This window comes from Sphingobacterium allocomposti, from assembly GCF_008124885.1.
Classification (GTDB): domain Bacteria; phylum Bacteroidota; class Bacteroidia; order Sphingobacteriales; family Sphingobacteriaceae; genus Sphingobacterium; species Sphingobacterium allocomposti.
Window position 1 is genome coordinate 1 of sequence record NZ_VNHX01000015.1, and the last position, 24,462, is coordinate 24,462.

Annotated in this window: 18 protein-coding genes; 11 read left to right on the forward strand and 7 right to left on the reverse strand. The window is 47.2% G+C overall.

Annotated features, from left to right (window positions below; all coding sequences use genetic code 11):
* From BC792_RS18520 to BC792_RS11405, 7 genes are all read left to right on the forward strand, one after another.
* A partial coding sequence (locus BC792_RS18520; RefSeq protein ID WP_211357528.1) for a hypothetical protein occupies positions 1 to 182 on the forward strand: 182 nt, incomplete at its 5' end.
* A 249-nt stretch (positions 183 to 431) separates the two neighbouring features.
* Positions 432 to 1,490 carry an efflux RND transporter periplasmic adaptor subunit gene (locus BC792_RS11380; protein ID WP_148909137.1) on the forward strand — a complete coding sequence of 353 codons (1,059 nt, stop codon included), beginning with the start codon at positions 432 to 434 and terminating at the stop codon, positions 1,488 to 1,490.
* A gap of 13 nt (positions 1,491 to 1,503) precedes the next feature.
* Complete coding sequence (locus BC792_RS11385) at positions 1,504 to 4,581, forward strand: efflux RND transporter permease subunit (RefSeq protein WP_148909138.1); 3,078 nt, start codon at positions 1,504 to 1,506, stop codon at positions 4,579 to 4,581.
* Between the two features lie 2 nt (positions 4,582 to 4,583).
* A complete protein-coding gene (locus BC792_RS11390; protein WP_211357529.1) occupies positions 4,584 to 5,888 on the forward strand; it encodes a TolC family protein in 1,305 nt (434 codons plus the stop codon).
* Positions 5,889 to 6,213: 325 nt separating this feature from the next.
* The gene (locus BC792_RS11395; RefSeq protein WP_148909140.1) at positions 6,214 to 7,629 is read left to right on the forward strand and encodes a Gfo/Idh/MocA family protein; all 1,416 of its coding nucleotides are present in this window, start codon (positions 6,214 to 6,216) and stop codon (positions 7,627 to 7,629) included.
* Between the two features lie 78 nt (positions 7,630 to 7,707).
* Positions 7,708 to 8,775: a formylglycine-generating enzyme family protein gene (locus BC792_RS11400; protein WP_148909141.1), complete on the forward strand. Its 1,068-nt coding sequence runs from the start codon at positions 7,708 to 7,710 to the stop codon at positions 8,773 to 8,775.
* Positions 8,776 to 8,822: 47 nt separating this feature from the next.
* The gene (locus tag BC792_RS11405) at positions 8,823 to 10,466 is read left to right on the forward strand and encodes an amidohydrolase (protein WP_148909142.1); all 1,644 of its coding nucleotides are present in this window, start codon (positions 8,823 to 8,825) and stop codon (positions 10,464 to 10,466) included.
* Between the two features lie 138 nt (positions 10,467 to 10,604).
* Here the strand turns inward: BC792_RS11405 and lipA are convergent, their stop codons facing one another.
* The gene (gene lipA, locus BC792_RS11410) at positions 10,605 to 11,483 is read right to left on the reverse strand and encodes a lipoyl synthase (RefSeq protein WP_148909143.1); all 879 of its coding nucleotides are present in this window, start codon (positions 11,481 to 11,483) and stop codon (positions 10,605 to 10,607) included.
* A gap of 248 nt (positions 11,484 to 11,731) precedes the next feature.
* Between lipA and BC792_RS11415 the strand changes: the two genes are divergently transcribed.
* Together BC792_RS11415 and carB are read left to right on the forward strand one after the other, a co-directional pair.
* A complete protein-coding gene (locus BC792_RS11415) occupies positions 11,732 to 13,981 on the forward strand; it encodes a glycoside hydrolase family 20 protein (protein WP_211357530.1) in 2,250 nt (749 codons plus the stop codon).
* Between the two features lie 314 nt (positions 13,982 to 14,295).
* Complete coding sequence (carB, locus tag BC792_RS11420) at positions 14,296 to 17,115, forward strand: carbamoyl-phosphate synthase large subunit (protein ID WP_148909145.1); 2,820 nt, start codon at positions 14,296 to 14,298, stop codon at positions 17,113 to 17,115.
* A gap of 128 nt (positions 17,116 to 17,243) precedes the next feature.
* Here carB and BC792_RS11425 read toward each other — a convergent pair whose 3' ends face one another.
* Positions 17,244 to 17,654: a BrxA/BrxB family bacilliredoxin gene (locus tag BC792_RS11425; protein WP_148909146.1), complete on the reverse strand. Its 411-nt coding sequence runs from the start codon at positions 17,652 to 17,654 to the stop codon at positions 17,244 to 17,246.
* 206 nt (positions 17,655 to 17,860) lie between these two features.
* Here BC792_RS11425 and ahcY point away from each other — a divergent pair, with 206 nt between their 5' ends.
* Complete coding sequence (gene ahcY, locus BC792_RS11430) at positions 17,861 to 19,177, forward strand: adenosylhomocysteinase (RefSeq protein ID WP_148909147.1); 1,317 nt, start codon at positions 17,861 to 17,863, stop codon at positions 19,175 to 19,177.
* 34 nt (positions 19,178 to 19,211) lie between these two features.
* Here the strand turns inward: ahcY and BC792_RS11435 are convergent, their stop codons facing one another.
* The 4 genes from BC792_RS11435 to upp all read right to left on the reverse strand — a co-directional run bounded on the left by BC792_RS11435 (position 19,212) and on the right by upp (position 21,615).
* The gene (locus tag BC792_RS11435) at positions 19,212 to 19,742 is read right to left on the reverse strand and encodes an AAA family ATPase (RefSeq protein ID WP_148909148.1); all 531 of its coding nucleotides are present in this window, start codon (positions 19,740 to 19,742) and stop codon (positions 19,212 to 19,214) included.
* A gap of 2 nt (positions 19,743 to 19,744) precedes the next feature.
* Positions 19,745 to 20,353: a nicotinamide riboside transporter PnuC gene (gene pnuC, locus BC792_RS11440; RefSeq protein WP_148909149.1), complete on the reverse strand. Its 609-nt coding sequence runs from the start codon at positions 20,351 to 20,353 to the stop codon at positions 19,745 to 19,747.
* A gap of 62 nt (positions 20,354 to 20,415) precedes the next feature.
* Positions 20,416 to 20,889, reverse strand: a complete 474-nt coding sequence (locus tag BC792_RS11445) for a ribonuclease H-like YkuK family protein (RefSeq protein ID WP_148909150.1) — start codon at positions 20,887 to 20,889, stop codon at positions 20,416 to 20,418.
* 78 nt (positions 20,890 to 20,967) lie between these two features.
* Positions 20,968 to 21,615 carry a uracil phosphoribosyltransferase gene (gene upp / locus BC792_RS11450; protein WP_148909151.1) on the reverse strand — a complete coding sequence of 216 codons (648 nt, stop codon included), beginning with the start codon at positions 21,613 to 21,615 and terminating at the stop codon, positions 20,968 to 20,970.
* Between the two features lie 253 nt (positions 21,616 to 21,868).
* On the opposite strand from upp, the gene uvrB reads away from it, so the two are divergent.
* On the forward strand, positions 21,869 to 23,911 hold the full coding sequence (gene uvrB, locus BC792_RS11455) for an excinuclease ABC subunit UvrB (RefSeq protein WP_148909152.1): 2,043 nt from the start codon (positions 21,869 to 21,871) through the stop codon (positions 23,909 to 23,911).
* A gap of 103 nt (positions 23,912 to 24,014) precedes the next feature.
* On the opposite strand, the gene BC792_RS11460 is transcribed toward uvrB, so the two are convergent.
* Positions 24,015 to 24,443 carry a hypothetical protein gene (locus tag BC792_RS11460; protein WP_148909153.1) on the reverse strand — a complete coding sequence of 143 codons (429 nt, stop codon included), beginning with the start codon at positions 24,441 to 24,443 and terminating at the stop codon, positions 24,015 to 24,017.
* Between the last annotated feature and the right edge of the window lie 19 nt (positions 24,444 to 24,462).

The following is a 24,462-nucleotide window of genomic DNA, read 5'->3' on the forward strand; positions in this document are numbered from 1 at the left end:
GCCAGAGCCGATGGTATTGCCGTAACAGGTGGGAGAGTAGGTCGGTGCCTAATTTTACAGGAAAGCCCCTTCAGGAAACTGCAAGGGGCTTTTTTTATGTTAAGAGATGTGAGATGTGGGACATCAGATGGGAGACATCAGATGTGGGACCCCTGTCTGATATTTCCAATCCCGCTACGTGATACCGGCTGCCCCTATACCACTGATAATAAAGAGATAATAGACACGGCACCCGCCACTGGGCCGATATCTCCGATCCCAATACTAGCTATTCAATTTCACCGTTTAGCCTATCATCTGTTGCCATTTTCAGGATCACTTTCTGACGATCGTCGCCCTACTTTTATATTAACATTTTTACAAGTTGATTTCGCTAAATAGCGCTATCTTGGCAGCGGATAACTCGTTCGTATGTTTAGTTTTAAGTATTTATGAATAGGAAGGTAGCGATAATTCTAGCTTGTTTCCTGCTGCTGATCGGACTCCTCGTAGGGTATCGGATAGTTGTTAACAAAGAAAAATCTAAGGAAAATAGTGTGGGGCCTGGACGTGCCGAAGCCAAGGTATACGGCATCGTTGTACGCGGTAAGCCCTTTTCAGACTTTTTGTCCTTGTCGGGCGCAATAGAGGCAAACGAGAATGTCCTTCTTCGTTCGGAAATATCGGGAGTTGTGGAATCCATTAACTTCTCGGAAGGGGGAAAGGTAAACGCGGGACAGGTGCTTGTTCGTATTAATGATGCTGAATGGAAGGCTCAATTGGCACAAGCGAAGACCAGAAGTAACCTTGCGGCAGAAAATGAACGACGCGCGCGGCTTCTATTAGAAAAAGAGGCCATCAGTCAGGAAGAATATGACATAGCCAGTGCGGACTACCGAACCGCCCAGTCGCAAATCCAGGTCATAGAGGCGCAACTGGCAAAAACGGTTATTACAGCTCCGTTCTCGGGAATCGTGGGGCTTCGGAACGTTTCTAAAGGAAGCTACGTAACACCGGCCGACGACATTGCGCAGCTTGTTAATAGGAGTAAGGTTAAAGTCCAGTTTTCTATTCCTGAAAAATATGCAAACAGGGTACAGATCGGTAGTGCTATTAAGTTTACCGTCCAGGGATTAATGGAAGAGTTTGTGGCAAAGGTTTATGCCATTGAGCCAATGATTGAAGCTACAACAAGAACACTGCGGGTACGAGCGCTGGCTGATAACGCTGATAGTCAGCTTATTCCGGGAACTTTTGCAAACATTATTTTCCCACTAGAGACTGTGGAAAACGGACTTCTCGTTCCTGCGGAAGCCTTAATACCTATTCAGAACGGCAAAAAGGTATTTGTTCAACGAAACGGCGTGGCTAAAGAGATGCTGGTCGAAACCGGGGGACGTACAGATGCGGAGGTTCTTATCCAGAAAGGTATCCAAGAGGGAGACACTGTCTTAACATCAGGTATGATGTCATTGCGCGACGGTAGCCCGGTAAAAGTGACATTGCGATAGAAAAGAATCAGCTATGAGTTTATCTACGTTAAGTATCAAGCGCCCGGTGTTGGCGATTGTTATGAACCTGCTGTTAATTCTGTTCGGGATTATTGGATACACATTTTTAGGTATCAGGGAGTTTCCGTCAATAGATCCGGCTCAGATTTCAGTGCGCACGAGTTATGCGGGAGCGAATGCTGATATCATTGAGTCGCAGATCACGGAACCTCTTGAAAAATCCATTAATTCGATTGATGGTATCCGGAATATATCGTCGTCCAGTAACCAGGGAACGAGTAACATAACCATCGAGTTCAATTTAGGGAAGAACCTGGAAGAAGCTGCTAACGACGTTCGCGACAAAGTATCTCAGGCGTTGAGAAACTTGCCCCAGGATATTGATGCCGCGCCTGTTGTGTCGAAAGCAGATGCCGACTCGGAACCAATTATTACGATGACTGTTCAGAGCTCGACAAAGAACGTGCTGGAGCTGTCCGATTACGCCGAAAATGTTATTGCACAACGGCTGCAGACCATACCGGGGGTGAGTTCCGTACAGATATGGGGACAGAAGCGCTACGCTATGCGGTTGTGGATTGATCCCGCCCGACTTGCTTCTTATGGATTAACTGTCCTTGACGTCCGTACGGCACTAAACAATCAGAATGTCGAACTGCCTTCAGGAAAATTGACCGGTGCCAATACGGAGTTAGCTGTAAAGACGTTGGGAAACCTGCAGACCGAAGAAGAATTTAACAACATCATTATCAAAGCAGATAACAATCGTATCATCCGGATGGGGGATGTAGGAACAGCTGCCCTGGAAGCCGAAAACTTCGAGACCAAAATGTCGGACTCTGGTTATCCTATGGTGGCGTTGGCTGTTATCCCGCAGCCAGGCACAAACTATCTGGATATTGCGAAGCAGTTTTATCAGGAATACGATAAACTGCAGCATGACCTGCCTCCCGGATTTGAATTGAACATCGCTATAGATAACACCGCGTTCGTAAAAAAGGCTGTTCTCGAAGTTGTCGAAACGCTCTTAATCGCTATCGTCCTCGTCGTTATTATTATCTATGTTTTTTTTAGAAACTGGGCTATTGCTTTCCGACCTTTGATCGATATTCCTGTCTCTTTAATAGCCACTTTTTTTATCATGTATTTATGTGGCTTTTCGATCAATGTTCTGACACTGTTGGCAATTGTCTTGGCAACGGGGCTGGTCGTTGATGACGGTATCGTGGTCACGGAAAATATATTCAAGAAAGTCGAAGAAGGAATGTCCCCCATAGAGGCAGCTATTAAAGGGTCGAATGAGATCTTCTTTGCTGTAATCTCAATTTCCGTAACGCTAGCCGCGGTATTCTTGCCGGTGATCTTCCTAGAGGGATTTGTCGGGCGGCTATTTCGGGAGTTCGGTGTGGTTATCGGCGCGGCGGTTTTAATTTCGGCATTTGTTTCGCTGTCGTTGACGCCGATGCTTAACGCATATCTGATGAAGGGCGGTGAGCAGAAGAAGTCGAAATTTTACGAAAAGACGGAACGTTATTTCGAGCTCATGAACAAGGAGTACGAAAGTTCGCTGCGTGGTTTTTTAAAGATGAAGTGGCTGAGTTTTGCCGTTATCGGCGGATGTTTTCTTTTGATCTATTTTTTCTATCAGATTTTGCCTAAAGAGACGGCACCTTACGATGACCGTAGTTACGTAAGTTTGAGGGCCACCGCGCCGGAAGGCGTCTCTTACGACTATATGGACCGGTTTATGACCGAACTGACGATGTTGATTAACGACTCCATTCCGGAGAAGAAGGTCAGTTTAGTGATTACGTCTCCGGGATTTGGCTCAGCGTCTTCGAATAGTGGAATTGTGCGGTTGGGGCTCGTTCAGCCAAATGAAAGAGAACGTAGCCAGGGAGAAATCGCCGACAAGCTTTCGCGGTTGATGCGGCAGTATTCCGAGGCGCGGGTTGCCGTTTCCCAACAACCAACTATATCGGTCAATCGAAGGGGAGGCCTCCCGATACAGTACATTATTCAGGCGCCGAATTTTCAAAAATTGGAGGAAAAGATTCCGGAATTCATGGACGAGCTGGCGAAAGACCGCACATTCTCTATGGTTGATGTCAACCTGAAGTTTAACAAGCCGGAAGTGTACGTCACGATCGACAGAGCGAAGGCGCAATCGCTGGGCGTTTCGGTACTTGATGTTGCCCAGACGTTGCAGATGTCTTTGTCGGGACAGCGTTTTGGATATTTTATGATGAACGGCAAGCAGTATCAGGTAATGGGACAGTTTGACCGTAAAGATAGGGCAACGCCGATGGATTTGGCCTCTGTCTTTGTAAAAAACAAAGACGGGCAGTTAATTCAGCTCGACAATATCGTTGAAATGGAGGAGCGAAGCAGTCCACCACAGCTGTATCACAACAACCGGTATATGTCGGCAACAGTCTCCGCGGGATTAGCGCCGGGCAAAAGTATGGGCGATGGCATTGAGGCGATGGATGCTGTAGCAGCAAAGGTCCTCGACGCTAGCTTTACCACAGACCTGGGTGGGGAGGCGAGAGATTTTGTGGAAAGTGGCTCCAATACAATGTTCGCATTTGGCTTAGCCGTGCTACTTATTTTTCTGATTCTTGCTGCCCAGTTCGAGAGCTTCGTAGATCCTGTCATTATCCTGTTAACGGTACCGATGGCGGTCGGAGGAGCGCTGTTTTCCCTTTGGCTGTTTGGACAGAGCTGGAATATCTTCAGTCAGATAGGTACGATCATGCTTATCGGGCTGGTGACTAAAAATGGTATTCTCATCGTAGAATTTGCTAATCAGCTTCGTGACGAGGGTTACGAAAAGTATCACGCGGTGGTGAAGGCTTCCGAAGCAAGGCTGCGCCCTATTTTGATGACCTCATTAGCTATTGCACTTGGTGCGCTACCTATTGCCCTATCCTTGGGGGCTGCGTCGACAAGCCGTATCGGCATGGGGGTAGTCATCGTCGGAGGAACGATGTTTTCCCTGATATTGACGCTGTATGTCATCCCCTCTTTTTATTTGATGATGTCACGGTCACGGAAGAGAAGGCCGGAGTTTGATAAAATAGATGAATAAGTATGAAAAGAGCAATCACTTTTTTGTTTATCGTTGTTTTTCTTCCCTTCGGCGCCCAAAGTCAGGAGTTGTTAACTGTAAAGGAAGCTGTTGAAATCGCATTGGAAAACAACTATAGCATCCGTCTTTCTAAAAACGACCTGCTGGTAGCGAAAGAAAACAGCACCTACGGAAATGCCGGTATGCTGCCTTCGGTGACGGCCAACCTCAACCAGAACAATAGCGTACAGAATTCACACCAGGTACAGAACAATGGTGAACAAAGGTCATTGGACAATGCGAAGAATAATAGTCTTAACTATGGTGTTAGCATAGGCTGGACGGTCTTTGATGGGATGGGAATGTTTGCCCGATATGAAAGATTGCAGGAACTGGAGAAGCAAGGCGGTCTGCAGTTGAAGCGTATGGTGCTGACCACCATCGGCGACGTTATCACACTATACTATACCATTGTGGAACAACAGAACCTTCTCTCGGCGCTGGATTCTAATATAGCTATTTCGCGAGAGCGGTTAAGAACGGCCGAAAACAGATTTTCTATAGGCAAGGCCGCGCGTTTGGAGGTCTTAAACGTTCAGGTCAATCTGAACGAAGATATTTCCGGCAGACTTCGGCAGGCCGAAACCGTAAGGAATCTGAAAACCGAATTAAACAGCCTGCTGGCGCGCAACCTGGACATAGACTTTTATGTTGAGGACGATGTTCATATTGATGATGGGTTGATATACGCCGACCTGTTGGACCGTGCAAGCCGGTTTAACCCCGATCTGCAGCTGATAGCACTGAATAAGCGGTTGGCGGAACTGGATCTAAAAAATGTCAGAGCATCGCGATATCCGACGGTTCGCGTCAGCGGGGGATATAATTTCTCCCGGTCAGAATCAAGCCTTGGGTTTGTGGCTCATTCGAACGCCAGAGGGTTGACCTATGGAGTCACGGCCTCACTAAATATATTCGATGGCTTCAACCAACGTCGCAACGAGCGCATCGCTAAGATTCAGATCGACAACGCGTCTTTGCAGATCGAGCAGCAGCGGCTGCTCGTGGAGACAGCCATAAAAACGGCTTATGAGACCTACCTAACCAATATGGAGCTGTCGAAGCTGGAGGAAAGGAACGAAGATATTGCCCGGCAGAACCTGGAGATTACGCTGGCGAAATACACCATAGGCTCTATCAGCTCGGTAGAGTTTCGCGATGCGCAGGAAAACTTTATCAATGCCATATCCCGTAATAACAGTGCGCGGCTCCAGGCTAAGCTATCGGAAGTTCAGCTCAAGGAGCTAATCGGGCAAATTGATTTTTAGATTCGCACGTTTCTCTGGCGGGATGTAGAAGCGGCGTTACCGCCCATATCTATATCTATAGGCCCAATGCAGATGGCGGTCGGCGCATGGTTAAGATGTGGACAACGAAAATTAAGCAAACGTTTGCTTTACATTTAGGCTTTTTTTTACCTATGAATACTATTATACTTGTATAGACGAAGGAAGCAAGACCTTTGTTGACAACCATTTATATCCCTTCCAGCGTATAAATAGGTTTAAGAGGCGACTGTTTAGTTTGTTTTAAAATAGGTGATTTTAGAGGGGGCTTTATGTCCCCTTTAATGTAAAAGAAAATTATCGGATTATGGATTCAAATAGAAGAGATTTTTTAAAGAAGGCCTCGTTACTCTCTGGGGTGGCGATTTCCCTGCCATCTATCAATCAGGATGCGTTCGGAGCGGCACCGAGGTTTAATATGAGCGGCTACGCGGCTCCAAAAATAGACAAGGTCAGAGTTGCCGTAATAGGTCTCGGTATGCGTGGGCCTGGCGCGGTCGACCGCCTGTCGTATATTGATGGAGCGGAGATAGTAGCTTTATGCGACAAGCATCCGGAGAGGGTGGCCAAAGCGCAAAAGATACTTACCAATAAAGGACTTCCCGAAGCGAAGTCCTATTCGGGCGAAGACGGTTGGCAAGCCCTTTTGAAAGAAATGGAGCTGGATCTTGTATATATCTGTACGCCTTGGTCGTATCATGCTCCCATGAGCATTGCTGCGATGAAGGCGGGCGCTCATGCAGCCTGTGAAGTGCCGATAGGTTTGACCGTTAAAGAATGTTGGGATGTTGTAAAAACGTCGGAGGAAACGAAAAAGCACTGTATGATGCTGGAAAACTGTTGCTACGACTTCTTCGAAATGTTGACTTTAAATATGGTACGCCAAGGGATGTTTGGGGAGCTTGTGCATGCCGAAGGCGCCTACATTCACGACCTGTTGGAGCTGAATTTTAATAAGAACGGTTATGATAACATGTGGCGTCTGCGCGAAAATATCAAAATGAATGGAAACCTCTATCCAACGCACGGTATAGGGCCCATAGCACAATGTCTTAATATCAACCGCGGAGATCGGATGACTCATTTGGTTGCGATGCAGTCTAACGATTTTATGATGGCTGACCGCGCACGGGAACTGGCCGCAGAAGATTCGTTCTATCAGCAGTTCGTCGGTAAGAAATATCGTGGCAACATGGATACTACTTTGATAAAAACTGAAAAGGGCAAGACCATGATGGTACAACATGATGTAACTTCTCCCCGTCCTTATTCGCGTATCCATCTGCTCAGCGGAACAAAGGGCTTTGCCCAGAAATACCCGAAGGAGGGTATTGCTTTTGGACATAGCTTCGTGAAGGAAGAGCAGCTGAAAGAGCTCTACGAGAAATATACGCCTGAATTGATCAGGTTTATTGGTGAAAAGGCAAAGGCGGTCGGCGGACACGGCGGAATGGATTTTATGATGGACTGGCGCTTGATAGACTGTCTTCGCAATGGATTACCGTTGGATCAGGATGTATACGACGGTGCCTCGTGGAGTGTCATTGTCCCGTTAAGCTGTGAATCTGTGGCAAAGAACAGTAGGACCGTAACCATTCCGGATTTCACCCGCGGGGCTTGGAGAAGTAACAAGCCGCATGATCTGACACTGAACGGTGGTGGGAATACGGGGATCCGTCCAAAAATCTCCAAAGATCAAAAGAATCAGCTAAAAGTCGACTGATAACGTTTAAAATGTACCTAAAGGCCCGGTTTTTTAGCCGGGCCTTCTTTTTTACGTTAAAGAACGGTATATTCGGTTATGTTTTCTTTAAAAATTCTGCTGGGAACATCTTTGTTTTTGATTGCCTGCCAGCAGGGGCGACGGCAAGTTCAGGAGCGGACCGCTGAAGATACTGTCGCCATGTGTCATGGAAACGTTCCTTCGCGTTTTATCGGCCACCGCGATACGGTCCGCCACATCAGGGGCAAGGATAGTGTTCGTATGGTGTTGATAGAGGGAGGGAAGTTTATGATGGGGTCCGAAAGCTTTGACGATGCGCAACCTATACACGAGGTGGAGGTTGCTTCTTTTTACATGGACGAGCATGAAGTGACCAATGAGCAGTTTGAAGCATTTGTCAAAGCAACGGGTTATGTAACGGTTGCGGAGCGCCCCCTAAGGCCAGAAGACTTTCCCGGGGTCGATCCGGCGATGCTGGTTCCAGGATCCGCCGTGTTTACACCTCCTAAAGGTGTGCATGGATTACAAAATCATTTGCAATGGTGGACATATGTTCCGGGAGCTAACTGGAGACACCCAGAGGGGCCGGACAGCTCCATCCGCGGGAAGGAACATCATCCGGTAACGCAGCTTGCCTATCAGGATGCCGCTGCGTATGCCGAATGGGCGGGGAAACGTCTTCCGACTGAAGCAGAATGGGAGTATGCCGCAAAAGCCGGAAAACATACGACAGAAACATATTACTGGGGGACAGAAAAGAAGGAAAACGGACGTTGGCTTGCTAATATTTATCAGGGGGAGTTTCCGATAGATAACACAAAGGAAGACGGTTTTGAAACAACAGCGCCGGTAAAGTCGTTCCCGCCCAATGCATGGGGATTATACGATATGGAGGGAAATGTTTGGGAATGGTGTGCTGATCTGTACCGCCCTGACTATTATGCCCGCAGTGCGAAGAGCAATCCCAAGGGGCCTGCCGATTCCTACGACCCGCAGGAGCCAGGTGCCATCAAGCGTGTGCAGCGGGGCGGATCCTTTTTATGCAATGATGAATATTGTGAGCGTTATAAAGCGGGGAGCAGAGGAAAGGGGGAGGAGAACAGCCCTACAAACAATGTAGGATTTAGGTGTGTCAAGGACATATAAAGTCGATAGTCGTTCGCAGAAACCATTTTTATAAAATATACCAAACTATGAAAAACTATATACGCACGCTGGTGCTGGCAATTTCGGTAACCTTGTTTTTGTGCTGCACAACCAATAAGGAGGTCGATCTTATTGTCTATAACGCAAATATATATACCGTCGACTCGTCCTTCTCGCGGGCACAGGCCTTCGCTATCAAAAACGGGATCTTTATTGATATTGGATCTTCGGAGGAGATTATGCAGAAATATACGGCAAAGGAACACATTGATGCTCAGGGAAGGGCTATCTATCCGGGCCTATATGACGCGCATGCACACTTCTTTATGCTGGCTGAGTTACTGGAGCAGGTGGACCTCGGCGGAGCTCAGTCGATAGCGGAAGTCGTGGAGCGGCTTAAGGCATATCAAAAGGCTTATCCCGATAAAAAATGGCTGGTAGGTGGTGGTTGGGACCAAAACTTGTGGGACGGGAAGTCGTTTCCTTCAAAAGATAGCTTAGATAAGTATTTCCCCGAGACGCCGGTCTTTCTTTCCCGCGTAGACTATCACGCAGCATGGGTAAATAGCAAAGCGCTGGAAGCAGCCCGGATAAGCAGCGCCCAGACGGTTGAGGGGGGATTGATTGTCAGCGATACGCTGGGTGTGCCGACAGGTATTCTTTTAGATAATGCGATGCAGTTGGTTTCCCAATATATTCCAGCGGCAGAAGAGCGCTCGTTGTTACTCAGCCTCCGGCGCGCCCAGGACTCGCTCCTCTCTGTAGGCCTTACGTCGATTGTCGATGCAGGCCTTACGTTGGAACAGCTGGAATACTTAAAGAAGTTTTACCAGCAGGACTCGTTAAAGATAAGGGACTATGCCATGATTGCGGGCAACCCCGGCAGTATTGACAAGTATATCCGGGATGGCTTTTACGAATCCGATCGTCTGACCATACGCTCGGTTAAGCTTATGGCCGACGGGGCACTGGGATCGCGTGGCGCATGTCTGCTGGATCATTACCATGATGCAGCAACGCGCGGATTCCTCCTTCATAGCCCCGAAGAATTTGACCGTGTCATCGAGCGACTTGCACTTACGGATTTTCAGGTGAATACCCATGCTATCGGAGACTCTGCTAACAGGCTCATATTAGATGCCTATGGCAGGCACCTTAAAGATGGTAAAAATCGCCGCTGGCGGATTGAACACGCACAAGTAGTATCTCCTACGGATTTTGCTAAATTCTCCCGGTTTCATATCCTTCCTTCCGTACAGCCTACGCATGCCACGTCCGACATGTACTGGGTTGAGGATCGGCTGGGGCCGCAGCGGGTAAAAGGTGCTTACGCTTATAAGGAGCTGTTAAAACAATATGGCAAATTAGCGTTAGGCAGCGATTTTCCTGTTGAACATTTTAATCCGTTATACGGTTTCCACGCAGCAGTTGCCCGTGTCGATAAGACAGGTTTTCCTAAAGGTGGTTTTCAGATCGAGAATGCTATCAGCCGCGAGGACGCGTTACGGGGAATGACAATTTGGGCGGCGTTTTCCTGTTTTCAGGAAAAGAAAAGAGGAAGCATCGAACGGGGGAAAGATGCTGACTTCGTGATCATGGAAAAAGATATCATGACGGCTCCGGCCGAAGAGCTCCGCGACATTAAGACCTGGCGTACTGTGATCGGAGGAGAAACCGTATTTTCGAGGTAAGGTTCTGGGATCGCGCAAGCGGCGTGCTACTGCCCCAGTGCCCATTGGTAGCGACACTTGCCGGTAGGGGCCTATCCGCCTTAAAAAAAGGCCTGACAAAAAGTGATGTCAGGCCTTTTTTATGTTGCAGTATTGGCGTTACATGTCAAAAAGGTGTTTTTCTGCGTGATAGGAAGAACGAACAAGGGGGCCAGATTCAACGTATTTGAATCCCATTTCTAAACCAATGTTCTTATACTTTTCAAACTGAGCAGGCGTTATCCATTCTATCACGGGATGATGAGCTTTTGTAGGTTGCAGGTACTGTCCAAGGGTGAGGATATGGACACCGACGTTATACAGGTCTTGCATTGCTTCAATAACATCATCTTCCGTCTCGCCCAAGCCTAACATAATTCCTGACTTTGTACGTAGCCCCGCTTCGGAGATACGGCGTAAGCATTCCAGAGAACGATCGTATTTAGCTTGGATACGGACCTCGCGTGTTAGCCGGCGTACTGTCTCCAGATTATGTGAAACCACTTCCGGTCTGACGGCCAGCACCCGTTCCAGATTTTCCCATTGTCCTTTGAAATCCGGAATCAATGTCTCCAACGTGGTGTCCGGGCTCTCCCGGCGGATCGCGTTGATGGTTTCCGCCCAGATGGTCGATCCCCCGTCTTTCAGATCGTCACGGTCTACCGACGTAATTACGCAGTGCTTTACCTGCATCAGTTTCACCGAGTTAGCGACTCTGTTGGGTTCATCGAGATCTACTGCCAGTGGACGCCCTGTGGCAACGGCGCAAAATGAACAGGAACGTGTACAGATGTTCCCCAAAATCATAAAAGTAGCTGTGCCAGCACCCCAGCACTCGCCCATGTTTGGACAATTGCCGCTCTCGCAAATGGTATGAAGCTTATGCTCATCCACCAGATTTCTCACATGGCGATACTCTTTACCGACCGGCAACTTAACGCGTAACCAATCGGGTTTGCGTTGCGTCTCAGAGACAGGGATTACAGGAAGTTCAATCATATTGCAAAGTTAAACATTATTCCACTAAAAAAGCGACATGTCGATTGTAGTTAGAATATCATATTCTATTCCGGGCAGCTGTTAAAGCTCGGCCGACCGATGTACGCCAGGACGCGCGTGTTGAGCCGTGCAATACCCCTCGAGGTTTATAGACATTCAAGTTGGCGTTGCGAAACAAATTAAATACATATGAAAGGCGTAAGGAAATTATTATGATATTTGTAAATCAAACTAAACGGAAACTAACTATGCGGCTTTTAATCGTTCTAGCAGTTTGTGCATTTTCCTTCCTAAGCGGTATGGCTCAGGAACTCGAAATAAACCTTATACCACGTCCGAATAAAGTCGTATATGGCGAGGGTACGGTTGAGTTATCCAGCGACATGCCTCTGTATGCCACGGAAACTTTCGCTGAAGTGGCCGCCCTGCTAACGGAGTATCCACAATTTCCGGATATCTCCATGGAAGTGATAAAAAAGGTAGGTAAGAAGCATAGGCACGGCATTCGCCTATTTCCGGCAGAACCCGCTGATAAAATTGAACAGCGGGGATATAAGTTACTCATTGACGAGTCGGGGGTGCTCATCAAGGCGGCCGAGCCCCAGGGCATGCTGTCGGGTATATATACGTTGGTGCAGTTAGGGATGTTGCAGGCCGATCCGAGATTCCTTCCGCAACTGACTATAGAAGATTCCCCGCGTTTTAGATATAGAGGACTTCATTTGGATGTGTCTCGACATTATATGCCTCTTTCCTTTTTAAAGAAATATATCGATCTAATGGCGCTGTATAAGTTCAATTATTTCCATTGGCATCTAACAGACGGCGCCGGCTGGCGGTTGGAGATTAAGCGTTATCCCGAGTTAACAAGAAAGGCAGCATGGCGCACGCATACGGGCTGGAAGGACTGGTGGAACAACGGGCGGCAGTATGTAGAGCAAGGGACGCCAAATGCCAGCGGAGGGTTCTACACGCAGGAACAGGCCAAGGAACTGGTGGCCTACGCAGCCGCGAAGGGAATAACGGTGATTCCTGAAATCGAAATGCCTGGGCATTCTGAAGAGGTTTTGGCGGTTTATCCCGAGCTTTCCTGTACCGGTGTTCCTTATACACAGGGCGAATTTTGTATCGGCAATGAAGAAACATTTGCCTTTTTGAAGAATGTGCTGGATGAGGTGCTGGCAATTTTTCCTTCGGAGTATATTCATATAGGTGGCGACGAAGCCGATAAGAAGCATTGGAAAAATTGTTCAAAATGCCAGGCGTTGAAAGAAGCAAAAGGTTTGAAAGATGAACATGAACTTCAAAGTTACGCCATTCAGCAGATGGATGCATACCTTCAATCGAAAGGGCGGAAGCTGGTCGGATGGGACGAAATATTGGAGGGAGGATTAACAAAGGGAGCAACCGTGATGAGCTGGAGGGGCGAAGATGGGGGCATAAAAGCTGCTAATATGGGGCATGATGTTATCATGACGCCAGGTGAATACCTGTATTTTGACAGCTACCAGGCGGATCCCCGGACGGAGCCTGAAGCCATTGGAGGATATCTGCCTTTGGATAAGGTTTATGCGTACAATCCGGTTCCGCCCTCAATCGACAAAGACAAAGTTAAGCATGTTCTGGGGGCTCAGGCTAACCTGTGGACCGAGTATATGCCTAACTACCAGCATGTGGAGTATATGGCATTTCCACGGGCTTTAGCGCTTGCGGAAGTCAACTGGACGAACCAGGAGAACCGGAGTTGGACAGACTTTAAGAGGCGTTTGCAGAAGCATTATAGAATCCTGCAGGAATTGGATGTTAACTATTATCGCCCTTCCTTCCAAGTGGTTTCACACGTGACATTCAATAGTGAGAAAATGAGTAACGTTGTATCCTTGACATCAGAACAGCTAGAGCCGTTAATCTATTACACGACTGACGGTACAGAACCAACCCGTCATTCAACACCATTTACAAACCCCGTAGAGTTAACGACGACGACTACCATCAAAGCAGCATCGTTTATTGATTCCACCAGGGTGAGCCCCGTCGAGATCGTGCAGCTGGATATTCACAAAGCTATAGGGAAAAAGGTCTATTACAATATACCGTGGGATGGTTACGCAGCACAGAAGGAGCTGACATTGACAAACGGTACGCGCGGCGGATTAAGTTATCACGATCAACAATGGCAAGGGTTTACCGGAGGCCTCGATGTCTACGTTGATTTTGAACGCCGCGAGGAAATCAAGTCTGTCGGTGTACGGTTTATGCAGTTACCTGGCCCAGGCGTTTATTTTCCGGGGGAGTTTCGCGTTTATCTATCCGATAATGGTAAGAATTACCGCCAGGTCGGCACGGTTATCAATCATGAAAGTCCCAACGACCCAACGCTGAAATTTAAAACATTCGAAATAAAGATGGAAAAGCCGCAGATGGGTAGATACGTGAAAGTGGTTGCCACCAATCCTATGAAGGGCTACTTATTTGCCGATGAGATTGTCGTGTATTAGCGACGTGACGGCCTCATGCGCCGGTTTGCGACGCTAAATGAGCGCGGGTATAAGGTGTACCGGCAGAGGACCATCAGGGATACTTTCGGGGATACCTGCCGACTGCGTCGGGATGGCACGACCGGTCTTTTGATTTCCCTGCTAAAAAAAATGTACCCATGTGTGAAACTTTTTTAAAAACACTTAGGTTTTCATAAAAAAAATGTAACTTTGCACTCCGACAAAGCAGTCGGAATACTCTCCCCACAAAGGCATTTTTCGTTGCTTTGATCCACACAACATATTGATAGTTAATTTTTTGAAGAAGAAAAATAATGCCTAGAAACACCTCCATCAACTCAGTTCTAATCATCGGTTCGGGGCCTATTGTTATTGGCCAAGCCTGTGAATTTGATTATTCAGGATCTCAAGCAGCCCTTTCCTTAAAAGAAGAGGGGATCAAAGTATCCATTATCAATTCGAACCCCGCAACGATTATGACCGATAAGGTTATTGCAGACCACGTGTATCTGCTGCCTTTAACGTGTGAAAGTATTGAAAAGATCTTACAAGAACAACAGATTGATGCAGTCCTTCCCACAATGGGCGGACAAACGGCGTTGAATCTATGCATTGAAGCATCGAATCTTGGGCTTTGGGAAAAATATAATGTTAAAGTGATCGGCGTAGACGTTGCCGCCATTGAGAAAACGGAAAACCGCGAGGAATTTCGTCAGCTCATGGTTGATATCGGCGTAGGCGTTGCGCGTTCAAAAATCGCTAACTCCTTCCTAGAGGGAAAGGAAGCAGCTCAAGAAATCGGTTTTCCGCTTGTTATCCGTCCTTCGTATACGTTGGCTGGAACCGGGGGAGGCTTTGTCCACCGGAAGGAAGATTTTGACGCCGCACTGAACAGAGGGCTACACGCTTCCCCAACACATGAGGTATTGGTAGAACAAGCTGTACTGGGATGGAAAGAGTTCGAGTTGGAGTTGTTGAGAGATTCGAACGATAATGTGATCATTATCTGTACGATCGAGAACTTTGACCCCATGGGAATCCATACCGGCGACTCCATTACTGTAGCGCCGGGGATGACATTAAGCGACAAGTGTTATCAGGACATGCGTAACCAGGCGATCCGAATGATGCGTTCTATCGGGAACTTCGCCGGCGGATGTAATGTGCAGTTCTCCGTAAATCCGGAAAACGAGGATATTATCGCTATCGAGATTAATCCGCGGGTTTCGCGCTCTTCGGCACTGGCGTCTAAAGCCACCGGTTATCCTATCGCAAAAATAGCTGCAAAGCTAGCTATCGGTTACAACCTGGATGAACTTCAAAACCAGATTACAAAAACAACGTCAGCCTATTTCGAGCCAACGTTAGACTATGCTATCGTCAAGATTCCGCGCTTTAATTTCGATAAATTCAAAGGCGCAAATAAAGAGCTGGGCTTACAAATGAAAGCTGTGGGAGAGGTAATGGCTATCGGACGTACGTTTATTGAAGCCTTACAAAAAGCCTGTCAGTCGTTGGAGACAAACCGTTGGGGCCTAGGCGCCGATGGACGCCAGCTACGTAATCTGGAGGAAATCATGGACAGCTTGGAGCACCCTAGCGGCGATCGCGTGTTCCATATCAAAGATGCCTTCGAGCTTGGCGTACCACTGGAATCTATCCGTAAAGCGACCCGTATTGATAAATGGTTTCTTCTACAAATCCAGGAGCTCGTTCAATACGAAACAGAATTACGTCGATACCAGCTTAATAATATTCCAAGAGACTTCTTTGTCACCTTGAAGCAGAAGGGATACTCTGATGCCCAGATTGCTTGGTTGCTAGGTAATGTATCCGAGGATGAGGTATATGCACGCCGTAAAGAGCTTGGTATTCACCGCGTATATAAAATGGTTGATACCTGTGCTGCCGAGTTTCCGGCAAAAACGCCGTATTACTACTCCACATTCGAAGACGAGAACGAGTCAGTGGTGTCCGACCGTAGGAAAATAGTGGTTCTCGGCTCTGGACCAAACCGTATTGGACAAGGAATCGAATTTGACTATTCGTGCGTTCATGGCTTGATAGCAGCTAAAGAATCTGGTTACGAGGCTATTATGATTAACTGTAACCCGGAAACGGTATCGACCGACTTCAACATGGCCGATAAACTCTATTTCGAACCGGTTTTCTGGGAGCATGTCCGTGAAATCATCGAACTGGAGAAGCCCGAGGGTGTGATAGTACAACTAGGTGGGCAGACTGCGTTAAAGATGGCTGAACGTTTGGAAGCCCTAGGTGTTAAGATTATTGGTACGTCATTCCAGGATATGGATTTAGCTGAAGACCGGGGACGATTTTCAGATTTATTAAAAGAGCTGGATATCCCTTATCCAAAATATGGTGTAGCAACTTCTGCGGAGGAAGCGCTACGCGTGGCGAATGAAGTTGGGTACCCTGTTCTTGTCCGTCCATCGTATGTACTGGGCGGCCAAGGTATGAGTATCGTGATTAATGACGAAGATCTTGAAAAAGCCGTCGTAAATCTGTTGAAGAACCTGCCGGGCAACCATATTCTTATTGACCACTTCCTGGACCGTGCCGAAGAGGCCGAGTCTGACTCTATATGCGATGGCGAGGACGTACATATAATCGGTATGATGGAACATATTGAACCTGCGGGTATACACTCAGGCGATTCGTCGGCAGTATTACCTCCTTTCAGCCTTTCCGAAAATGTGCAAAAGAAAATGGAAGAGTACTCCATCAAGTTGGCGAAGGCGCTTAACGTCAAAGGACTGTTAAACATACAGTTCGCCGTTAAGGGAGAGAATGTGTATGTAATCGAAGCGAACCCCCGCGCGTCCCGTACGGTTCCGTTTATTGCCAAGGCTTACGATGTGCCATATATCAATATCGCAACCAAGATTATGCTTGGCGTGAATAAGTTGAAGGATTTCAAGATCGAGCGGAAATTGGAGGGATTTGCGATTAAGGAACCCGTCTTTTCGTTTTCGAAGTTCCCTGAAGTAGACAAAACATTGGGGCCTGAAATGAAATCTACCGGAGAAGCGATCCGCTTTATAAAGGATCTGCAGGACCCATTCTTTAGAGAGCTTTACAGTCAGAAATCGATGTTTTTAAACGCGCAGTAACAAACGGCGAGATGAAAAAAAATAAGCCCGCTGCAGCTGGCTTATTTTTTTCATCTAAAGTTAAGTTCCATAAAAAAGCCTCTCCTGGATGGGAGAGGCTTTAATTCAAAAAATCAAAATGAAAATGACTAGCAGTACTCGTCGAACGCCGCGATGAGGTTGTCGGCTATCATCTGTGCTGGACGACCTTCTATCATGTGCCTTTCAATCATATGTACAAGCTTGCCGTCTTTAAAAAGAGCCATTGCCGGCGATGATGGTGGGTAGGGCAACATATACTCACGTGCTTTGTCTACTGCATCTTTTTCCATCCCGGCAAAGACAGTAACAAGTTTACTGGGTTTCTTTCCGTTTTCAACGGCGAAGCGAGCTGCAGGGCGTGCGTTTGCCGCAGCACAACCGCAGACCGAATTGACGACGACGAATACGGTGCCTTCCGACGGAATGGCGGCATCAACCTCTTCTGCTGATTTTAACTCTTGGAAACCTGCGTCTACCAGTTCTTGACGCATTGGCGCTACTAAATATTCTGGATACATGTCTTATTTTTTTTAATCAATCAAAAATTAAATAGGTAACCTCTTGTTTATTGTTCTCATCTACCTAGAAGACAAAGGTAATGGATTGTTGCTCGCGAATCAAGGTGTTATCCTCAAGATAATGTCAGAATTGCCCGATAAGGAAGTAAATAACTTTGAAATCAGGGGGATATAGGCTATTTTTGTGATGCAAAAAAAAGGAAATTATGTCTTCAATAGAAACGACGTACGTACCGTACAAGGTAAAAGATATTTCGCTCGCGGAGTGGGGAAGGAAAGAGATAGAGCTGGCGGAGGCGGAAATGCCGGGGCTGATGAGCCTGAGAAAAGAGTTCGGAGCGACCAAGCCGCTGAAAGGCGCGCGCATTGCGGGCTGCTTACATATGACTATTCAGACGGCTGTGTTGATAGAAACGCTAGTTGAACTAGGAGCAGAAGTCTCTTGGTCTTCGTGTAACATATTTTCAACTCAGGACCATGCGGCAGCGGCTATCGCGGCGGCAGGCATTCCGGTATACGCGTGGAAAGGTATGACAGAAGAGGAGTTCAACTGGTGTATTGAGCAAACCCTATTTTTTGGAGAAGAGCGTAAACCGCTCAATATGATTCTAGATGATGGTGGCGACCTCACGAATATGGTATTCGACCAGTACACCGAATTAGTAGAAGGTATCAGGGGATTGTCGGAAGAAACGACTACAGGCGTGCATCGTCTGTACGAAAGAATGAAAAATGGAACGCTGCATTTGCCGGCGATCAACGTGAATGACTCGGTTACAAAGTCCAAATTCGATAATAAGTATGGATGTCGGGAATCGTTGGTCGATGCAATCCGCCGAGCTACAGACTTAATGTTAGCGGGAAAGGTCGCTGTCGTTGCCGGATATGGCGATGTTGGTAAAGGATCAGCGGAATCGTTACGTTCTGCAGGCGTTCGGGTTATTGTGACCGAGATCGATCCTATCTGTGCGCTTCAGGCAGCCATGGAAGGGTACGAGGTAAAGAAAATGATCGACGCAGTAAAGGAAGCCAATATCGTCGTAACTACGACGGGAAACAAAGATATCGTCCGCCCGGAGCACTTCAAACTAATGAAGGATAAGACCGTAGTATGTAACATTGGGCACTTCGATAACGAAATTGATGTCGCGTGGCTGAACCAGAATTACGGGGCCACAAAAGTGGAGATAAAACCTCAAGTAGACAAATACACAATTGATGGCAAAGATATTATCTTACTGGCTGAAGGACGTTTGGTGAACCTTGGCTGTGCAACGGGCCACCCTTCGTTTGTCATGTCGAACTCGTTCACGAACCAAACCTTGGCGCAGATTGAACTATGGACGAATACGGACAAATATGAAAAAAAGGTGTATACGCTGCCTAAGCATCTCGACGAGAAAGTGGCACGTTTGCATCTGGCACATATTGGCGTGGAGCTGGATACGCTTACCGAAGAGCAGGCCGCTTATATCGGTGTGACGGTTGATGGCCCCTACAAACCGGAAGCCTACCGCTATTAAGACTTAGCAGATATTAGCAATCCTCATCTACAGACTAGGTGAGGATTTTTTTTATGGCGTGGAATGCGTTCTCAAACCTGGCATCGCCCTGTCCGGAAATGACTGTGTAGTGGCTTCCAAGCGCGCCAAGCTCTTTTTTCCAGACCTCCAAAAAGTGCTCGCGTTGATCAGGAAAGTCGCGTAAGGGGTCATCTTCCCAAGGTAGGTCGATATCCATGAGAAGATAGTGATTGTAATGCCGCGTGGCAATTTCATCCTTCACGTGCTTCGGCGTGTCGCCAAACAGGTGGTCGCACCAAATTTTTACCGTCATAATTGTCGTGTCACAGATCAGTAGGTGATTTTTAGCTAAGGGAAATAACGCTTCCTCCAGTGCGATTTGCCCATAAAACATGTTCACCTCGTCCTCCACGGTGTATTGATTGTTCAGATGCTGGCAATAGTAACGGGCATATTCGGGTACGCAGACAGTGTGCAGCTGTTGGGCCAGGAACTGTGCCACAGCCGATTTTCCTGTCGATTCGGGGCCCACTACGGCTATCTTCTGTAATTTGGGGTTAATCAATGTTATCTCGTTTTATTTAAGTAGGCGTGCCGCCAATCGCGGTAACCATTCCATGCAATAATAGTAAAAGCTACGTAAAGAATAGCGGTTAACACCAGATCTTTATGTAGATAGAGCGGAATATAGCAAATATCTACTATTACCCAGAGAAGCCAGCTTTGTAATACCCTTCGCGCCATTAAAAACTGTGCGACAAAACTCATTGCAGTACAAAAGCCGTCAATGTACGGAACGTCCGAATCGGTGAACTTATCTAATGCTGTTCCCATTAGCAGGGTTAATAAACCGACAGCGATCAGCACCAATAGCTGTTGTCCGCTCCGAAAGCTGACTACTGGCTTATGCTGGGAAGTCTCGTCTGTTTTGTTCCAATAGTACCAACCATAAATGGCGGTAGCAACGAAATACAGCTGTAAAAGAGCGTCGCCGTATAGTTTGCTGTCGAGAAAGATAAATGCATAGACGCTCACACTGATAATGCTTATCGGCCAGTTAAGTATATGCCGTCTGGCGGCGAGGAAGACACAGAGAAATCCCGAAACGGTTGCCACCCATTCGGCAAAGGTAGTAGAAAGAAATTGCTGGTAAAGAGAGGTGAAAAAGTCATGCATACCTTTAAATTTTCATTTAAAGATACACTTTCGTTGGAGAAGGCGAGCCTAAGGGCTACGCTTTATTGTACGATTTTGTTTGCGCAATTGGTGCTCGCAAACGACTCGGGCTTGGCTTTAAACTGGAATCCCATGCCCAGGATATAACCCATCGCTTCTTTCAGCGCCACGTTAGATTCGAAGTTAGGGTTTGTGTTGATGTCCACATGAACTTCCAGATCGATGTGATACTGGTCGAGAAGCGGACATAATTGATAGGCGATGTCGATAGACTTTTGCACTTCTGTTAACATCCGTTCCTTGATGCTCTGCTTGTGGTTTTTTCGGTCGCGGTGGATAAACATGAATCCGCCCTTGTGCTCACGGAGGAAGACGATGACCGTTGCGAATTCGATAACCCCCCGTTTTACCTGGGAATCTGTACCGATGTAGACTTTCAGTTTGTTGCCTAGATGAGTCTCTCTTTTAATGATGTCCTCAACAGCTTCGTTGATAGACGAGCGGATAGTCTCGCCGTTGTATTTTTGCCAAACCATAACGATGAAATATTTGATATAAATTTATTGATAAAGAAAGCATTATGTTTTTAGTTATTGTTAAGTTTCTGTTATTAGTTAATCTTCTTTGTTGCCATAGGCCAGATCGCCGGCGTCGCCGAGGCCAGGTACTATATAGGCCTTGGAGGTCATTTCATTGTCGACATCGCCTATCCACAGGTTGGCTTCCGGCAGGAAGGCGCGCACATGTTGAAGACCCTCTTCGGAAGCGATAACGACGGCGATGTGGAGTTCCTTAATATTATATTCCGCTAGCAGGTCTTTACAGCATAAAACAAGGCTACGTCCCGTTGCCAGCATAGGGTCTGCGACAATGACAACCTTGTCGTTCAAATCGGGCGTATTCGTATATTTTTTGTGAATTTCCATTTCACCGCTTTTTTTGGTATGTCGGTAGGCGGCGATAAACCCACTGTCAGCCCTGTCGAATACGTTCAATAACCCTTGGTGGAAGGGAAGGCCGGCGCGGATGATGGTAGCCAGTACGGGCTGATCTTCAAGTACGTGGTGTGTAGCTGTTCCGAGAGGGGTCTCTACAGCGGTAGGCTTATAAGCAAGCGTCTTGCTTATCTCGTAGGCAATGATCTCTCCCAAGCGTTCCAGATTACGTCTAAACCGCATACGATCCTGCTGTATCTGTACGTCGCGAAGTTCCACGAGATAGTGGTTCGCTATACTGTTTTCTTTCGTCAAAATCGTTACCATATTATTGAGTTTCCACTAATTTACTAAATACCATCCAATATTATACCACGTTCATGACGTTAGGACGATAAAGAATTGACGTTTTTTCAGTAATTTTATACGTCGTTGGAAGTAACCTACGGAACGGACACCGCTCAAACAATCATTTGGGATGCAAACAGTTTAATTGCCCTGATCTGTGTTTTGATGGGAAATAACGCAAGATGGTTCTTATGTTCCAACGAATGGATTCACGCAGGAAGTACTAGTATATATGAAATTTAATTTAACATCGGAATATAAACCTACCGGAGATCAACCTCAAGCTATCAAGGAGCTCGTGGCAGGAATAAATCAGGGGGAGCCGTACCAGACGCTGCTCGGAGTAACCGGGTCGGGAAAGACGTTCACCATTGCAAACGTCATCCAGGAGACGCAGCGGCCGACCTTGATTTTAAGCCACAACAAAACGCTGGCCGCGCAGCTGTATGGGGAATTTAAACAGTTCTTTCCTGATAACGCTGTAAACTATTTTGTTTCTTACTACGATTACTATCAGCCGGAGGCTTTCATCGCTTCGTCGAATACCTATATAGAGAAGGACCTGGCGATTAACGAGGAGATCGAGAAGCTGAGACTCGCGACGACTTCGTCGCTGATGTCCGGGCGTAGGGACATTATCGTCGTTTCGTCGGTTTCCTGTATTTACGGTATGGGAAACCCGGAAGATTTTTCCCGATCGATATTCCGCTTCGGCGTGGGGATGACCATAAGCCGAAATGCTTTTTTGCACCGGCTCGTCGAAATTTTGTATGCGCGGACGACAAGCGATTTCAAGCGGGGCACATTTCGGGTCAAGGGCGATATTGTAGATGTATATCCGGCCTATCTGGACTATGCGTTTAGGATATCATTTTTTGGCGACGAGATCGATGAGATTAGCGAAATAGATCCGATCTCGGGTAAGACACTCTCCAGATTGGAAGACATAGCGCTATTCCCGGCGAACCTTTTTGTTACCCCTAAAGAGAAGTTCACCCAATCTATTTGGGCCATACAGGACGAACTTGTCCAACGGAAGGCGCAGCTCGAGGAAGAAGGAAAAATGCTCGAAGCTAAGCGATTGGAGGAACGCGTAAACTACGATCTGGAGATGATGCGTGAACTGGGGTATTGTTCGGGTATCGAGAACTATTCACGGTTTTTCGACGGCAGGAAGCCGGGAATGAGACCGTTCTGCCTGCTGGACTACTTCCCCGAAGATTACTTATTGGTTATTGATGAGAGCCACGTAACGCTTCCGCAGCTAAGGGCCATGTATGGTGGCGACCGATCCCGGAAGGTATCTCTCGTGGAACACGGCTTCCGGCTCCCTGCGGCGCTGGATAACCGGCCTTTAAACTTTCCCGAATTTGAGTCTCTTACGAATCAGACCATCTATGTTTCAGCGACCCCCGGCGATTATGAACTGCAACAGACAGAAGGGGTGGTTGTTGAACAGGTTATCCGTCCGACGGGGCTGCTCGATCCGGTTATCGAAGTACATCCGGCTGTCAACCAGGTAGACGACTTCCTCGAAGAGGTGGAAAAAACGATAAAAGAGGGAGGACGTATACTCGCGACAACACTGACCAAAAGAATGGCCGAAGAATTAACTAAATATATGAGCAGGCTGAATATAAAGGTCCGCTATATCCATTCCGAGATCAAGACGCTGGAGCGTGTGGAGATCCTAAGAGGGTTGCGTTTGGGCGAGTTCGACGTGCTCGTCGGAGTCAACCTGTTACGGGAAGGACTTGACCTTCCCGAAGTAACGCTTGTCGCAATTCTTGATGCCGATAAGGAGGGATTTTTACGTTCAGAGAGGTCACTGATTCAGACCATCGGCCGGGCCGCCCGGAACGACAGAGGGCGCGTGATTATGTATGCCGACCAGATGACGGACAGCATGCGCATAACGATAGAGGAGACCAACAGACGCCGGGAGAAACAGATTGCTTACAACGAAGAGCACGGTATTATTCCGCGTACCGTAGGAAAGACAAGAGAGGAAATTCTAGAGCAGACATCTGTGGCAGACTTTAAGCCTGGCGAAGTTAAAGCCTATGTAGATCCGGATCCGACGGCTCCTGTTGCGGCCGACCCCGTTATGGAATATTTAGGCGAGAAGGATCTGAAAAAGGCCATAGACAATGTTCGAAAGCAAATGGAGAAAGCAGCGAAAGAAATGAACTTTCTGGAAGCAGCAAAATTGCGGGACGAGATGTTCGCTATGGAAAAACGGTATACGGAGCGCTTCGGTAAAGAGGTTTATTAGAGGCGCTCTGATTCTAAGGCAAAGAGATAAAAGCAGTGCATCGTCGGATAGGCGAAAAGCACAGCCTTTACATACAGACCGTTTCGCTTATCAGTGAAATTGTTTACTTTTTTTCTTCGTATAGCGTATTTTGTCGGTGGATTAACGACCAACAATAGTTTTCCTGCGACAGTTTGTAGTCGTTGTTTGTATAAAGATGTGGAGCCACGCTGTCAAGTAATATGCTTTCAGGCTCTTCTTTCAGAAAAAGTTCCGCCTGCTGCTTGGTGGAGTCGATTAAGACGAACGCTGCTGTTTCGAAGTTGGTAGACGTGTCGGTTACATTCATGGTCACTGTGCCTTCCCATGGACGGATACAGTCCTCTTTCAGTTTTGACCAAGTGTAGCCGGCCGCAACCAAACAGCCCTTCTCGTCTTTTTCGCTTCCTACTAACGATGGCGCTACTTCAGAAGTTGTTGTCGTTTTTTTCGATGGCTGCTGCTGGCAGGATAGAAATGCGACCGAACTGAAAATAACTAGCATGTACTTCATAGGTATCTTTTTTTGATAG